Origin of the sequence: Okeania sp. SIO3I5 (genome assembly GCF_010672085.1) — a bacterium.
Classification (GTDB): Bacteria; Cyanobacteriota; Cyanobacteriia; order Cyanobacteriales; family Microcoleaceae; genus Trichodesmium.
In genome coordinates this window covers 1-4,064 of sequence record NZ_JAAHHT010000428.1, presented here as the reverse complement: position 1 = coordinate 4,064, position 4,064 = coordinate 1, and the positions used below count along the sequence as shown (strand labels likewise).

4 protein-coding genes are annotated in these 4,064 nt (G+C 34.7%); all 4 read right to left on the bottom strand.

Annotation, left to right across the window (positions count from 1 at the left end; all coding sequences use genetic code 11):
• Positions 1–193: 193 nt before the first annotated feature.
• The 4 genes from F6K40_RS39165 to F6K40_RS39150 all read right to left on the bottom strand — a co-directional run bounded on the left by F6K40_RS39165 (position 194) and on the right by F6K40_RS39150 (position 3,226).
• Positions 194–334: a hypothetical protein gene (locus tag F6K40_RS39165; RefSeq protein ID WP_293145397.1), complete on the bottom strand. Its 141-nt coding sequence runs from the start codon at positions 332–334 to the stop codon at positions 194–196.
• 100 nt (positions 335–434) lie between these two features.
• Positions 435–1,295, bottom strand: coding sequence for a dihydropteroate synthase (gene folP / locus F6K40_RS39160; protein ID WP_293145395.1), 861 nt, complete (start codon positions 1,293–1,295; stop codon positions 435–437).
• Positions 1,296–2,112: 817 nt separating this feature from the next.
• Positions 2,113–2,853: a triose-phosphate isomerase gene (gene tpiA / locus F6K40_RS39155; protein WP_293145393.1), complete on the bottom strand. Its 741-nt coding sequence runs from the start codon at positions 2,851–2,853 to the stop codon at positions 2,113–2,115.
• Positions 2,854–3,040: 187 nt separating this feature from the next.
• Complete coding sequence (locus F6K40_RS39150) at positions 3,041–3,226, bottom strand: PCP reductase family protein (protein WP_293145390.1); 186 nt, start codon at positions 3,224–3,226, stop codon at positions 3,041–3,043.
• Between the last annotated feature and the right edge of the window lie 838 nt (positions 3,227–4,064).

The following is a 4,064-nucleotide window of genomic DNA, read 5'->3' as shown; positions in this document are numbered from 1 at the left end:
CTAAATCTAAAAATAACATCAGCAACCCTACAAACTTCAGACATTTCTTTAATTACTTTGATAGTTCTTTACTAAGACGTCTTAGTTTTTTTTGTTTACTTCCTTCCCACTTCCCCACTCCCCCACTTCCCTACTCCCTGTCTAAATCTAAAAATAACATCAGCAACCCTACAAACTTCAGACATTTCTTTAATTACTTTGATAGTTCTTTACTAAGACGTCTTAGTTTTTTTTGTTTACTTCCTTCCCACTTCCCCACTCCCCCACTCCCCCACTTCCCTACTCCCTGTCTAAATCTAAAAATAACATCAGCAACCCTACAAACTTCAGACATTTCTTTAATTACTTTTATAGTTCTTTACTAAGACGTCTTAGTTTTTTTGTTTACTTCTTTCCCACTTCCCCACTTCCCCACTCCCCCACTTCCCTACTCCCTACTCCCTACTCCCTACTCCCTGTCTAAAAATAACATCAGCAACTCGACAAACTTCAGACATTTCTTTAACATCGTGAACCCGTAAAATATCTACAGATTGAGCGATCGCTGCCACACAACCAGCAGCAGTTCCCCAAACCCTTTGTTTAGCATCAGGTTGATTCAAAATTTTACCAATAAAACTTTTACGAGATAATCCTACTAAAATCGGACAATTTAAACTTTTAAACCTTGATAAATTGCGGATAATTTCTAAATTTTGTTCGTAATTTTTAGCAAAACCAATACCAGGGTCAATAATAATTTTTTCTCTTTCAATTCCAGCTCTAACAGCCTCCTCAATTCTACTCTGTAAAAACTGATAAATTTCCCCAATTAAATCTTGATAATCTGTCAAATTTTGCATAGTTTTTGGAGTCCCCCGAATGTGCATTAAAATAATCGGCACTTTCAGAGAAGCTACCACAGAAAACATCTCATCATCATAAGTTCCGCCAGAAATATCATTAATTAAATTAGCACCAGCTTCAATAGATTTTTCTGCAACTATTGCCCTAGTCGTATCAACAGAAATTGGAATTTCCGCACAAATATTTTCTTGACTTCTTAACAACTTAATTATTGGTAAAACCCGATTAAGTTCTTCATCTATAGAAACAACATCAGATCCTGGTCTAGTTGATTGACCACCAATATCAATCATATCAGCACCTGCCTCTACCATTCTTTTTACCTGAATTAAAGCTGTTTCTAGTGTATTAAAATCACCACCATCACTAAAACTATCTGGTGTGACATTCAAAATACCCATTATATAGGTACGTTTTCCCCAAGCAAAACTTTTAGTTAAACTGTGCATTTGATAATTTTTGATAATTGATGAAGAAGTATATCGCTACGAGGAATGCAAAAGCAAAAAGGCAAAATTAAAAAATTCAAAGTAATCTCTGATTGAGCTTTAGGTTTTCCCAATTTCTCAACTAATCAAAGTAATACTATAATACTGATTTAATCAAGAATTTTATCAAAAAAATAGGGTCAATAAAGTTATATGAGGTACAATTGTTTTTCTTTCTTATCTATTCCAAGCGAACGATAATTACCGAAAAATTAAGGTTTAAAGCATCTCCTTTTAAGTCGAACAAAATTCCTTTTAACCAATCCTTCTGTTACAGAAGAGGTAATTATTAATTATTAATTGTTAATTATTGCTCTCCTGAATAAATATGAAACCATTTACAGATAAAGTTTTTAGCCTGTAATGGTATTTAAAAAGTGTAAGCTTTTCAGTCTAAAAGGTTCAAAAAGTGAGTATTAAAGGCTCACGCTTGACAGAAAAATTAACGGACTATTCTTTCAACTCCCCCCTCTAAACTCCCCGTAAATTATGACTCCTGATTCCTACCCCTACCAAAAAAATTTTGAGTGCAAACCTTAATTATTAATTATTTAAATAAGGTAGGGACATTGCATGCAACCTCCCTACGTTCAGGGGAATAAGGAAGAAGGCTTTAGTTATCTAGGATAGAAGAAATAAATATTGAAAAAAAAGGGAAAATAATAGAGATAGCTGTTAAAGTTATGATGAAAAATAAGTAACAAATAATTTTCTCTTCGCCTATCCCCTATTCCCTAATTCCCTAATTCCCTATTCCCTATTCCCTATTCCCTATTACCTAATTTTGATAGTTAATCAGACGAGCAAAACTATCGGGTTTCAAACTTGCTCCCCCAACTAAAGCACCATCAATTTCTGGTTGGGCCATAATTTCATCAACATTAGTAGGTTTAACAGAACCACCATATTGAATAGTGACATTAGAATTAGTCAACTTACCACGAATTAAACCAATAACTCGGTTAGCTTCCGTCGCTTCACAAGTGTCACCAGTACCAATGGCCCATATTGGTTCATAAGCAATTACTAGATTTTCTTGATCCACATCAACTAAATCCACAGCCAACTGAGAAAATATATGTGATTCTGTCTCACCCGAATATCTTTGTTCCTTAGTTTCTCCCACACAGAGAATAGGAGTTAAACCATGCTTCTGAGCAGCTTGTAAGCGCAAATTTACTGTTTCGTCAGTTTCGCCAAAATATTGACGGCGCTCACTGTGGCCAACAATTACATAACTTGCTCCAACTTCCTTAAGCATTGAGCCAGAAATTTCTCCTGTGTATGCTCCCTCGTCTTCCCAGTGAACATTTTGCGCACCCAACTTAATCCGACTCCCATGCAAACTTTTTGACATAAAATCTAGTGCAGTGAAGGGAGTGCACAGAACTATTTCACGTTCTTTTTCATGTTCTTTAGGGGTTTTTGTTAGTTGAGACATCAAACCCTCAAGAAACTCTTTAGCTTCTAATTGGGTTTTGTACATTTTCCAGTTCCCAGCAATTATAATTTTTCTCACTGTTGATTTTATACACCTCAAACTCTACTATCTGCAAAACTCCAGTCTAAAGCTTTATGGGACCTTTTTCTAGACCGCAAAAGGAAGGCAGAAGGCAGAAGGCAGAAGGCAGAAGGCAAATCAAAGTTCAAGGAAGGCACTAAAAAGAAGGCAGAAGGCAAAAGGGAAAAATGAGATAACCTTGGCCCTACTGGCCAAATTCCAATCTAGCTTGCTCAACTATTTCTGCTGTTACTATTTGTGACTCTGTTTCTCTGGCCAATTCTTCAATTCGCTGCCGTGCCTGAGTCCGAACAAAATAGGGAATTTTTTTCAATTTCGTCTTAGCTTCAGGTGTCCATTGTAATTCATTTGTGAAATTAGAATCATTCATATTAGATTTTGTAGCAAAGATTTATATATGGGAAGAATTTAATTTTCGCTTATATTGATACTTTCTGGCTAAATGACAGATTATAAAGATATCTTTCTAGTTTGTCTTTTAATATTTAAGGCAGCCTTAACGAAGTTAGAAGTCAAAAGTCAACCCACCCCTAACCCCTCCCAGGAGGGGAAGTCAGAAGTTATTTTTTTCACAAGTAATAAGTGTTAATTAATAAGCAATAAGTAATACCTCTCCCTGTTTGCTCCGCATTCCGCAGGAAAGTCAGAGAATTCAAAAAATGATGAATACGCAATAATTTTTCTTCATTAATGAAGACGCTTTAAACCAACATCAACGGGCTTGATTTTACTTATTACTTATTACTTCTTACTCCTTACTCCTTACTCATTACTCATTACTCATTACTCATTTTAATGTAGCTGATGACTAAACTAACTAATTATTCTTATTACTCCTTACTCCTTACTCCTTACTCATTACTCATTACTCATTACTCATTTTAATGTAGCTGATGACTAAACTAACTAATTATTCTTATTACTCCTTACTCCTTACTCCTTACTCCTTACTCCTTACTCCTTACTCCTTACTCATTACTCATTACTCATTACTCATTTTAATGTAGCTGATGACTAAACTAACTAATTATTCTTATTACTCATTACTCCTTACTCCTTACTCATTACTCCTTACTCCTTACTCATTACTCATTACTCATTACTCATTACTCATTACTCATTTTAATGTAGCTGAGGACTAAACTGACTAATTCTTCTTAAAAAATACTTTTGTGAATAATTTTTGCTGATATTTTTTTTAGAGGATT

What these genes read in the sequence shown, in the direction of transcription:
- F6K40_RS39165 (WP_293145397.1), bottom strand. Translation starts at nt 334, where the DNA reads ATGTCTGAAGTTTGTAGGGTTGCTGATGTTATTTTTAGATTTAGACAG.
- F6K40_RS39150 (WP_293145390.1), bottom strand. Translation starts at nt 3,226, where the DNA reads ATGAATGATTCTAATTTCACAAATGAATTACAATGGACACCTGAAGCT.
- folP (WP_293145395.1), bottom strand. Translation starts at nt 1,295, where the DNA reads ATGCACAGTTTAACTAAAAGTTTTGCTTGGGGAAAACGTACCTATATA.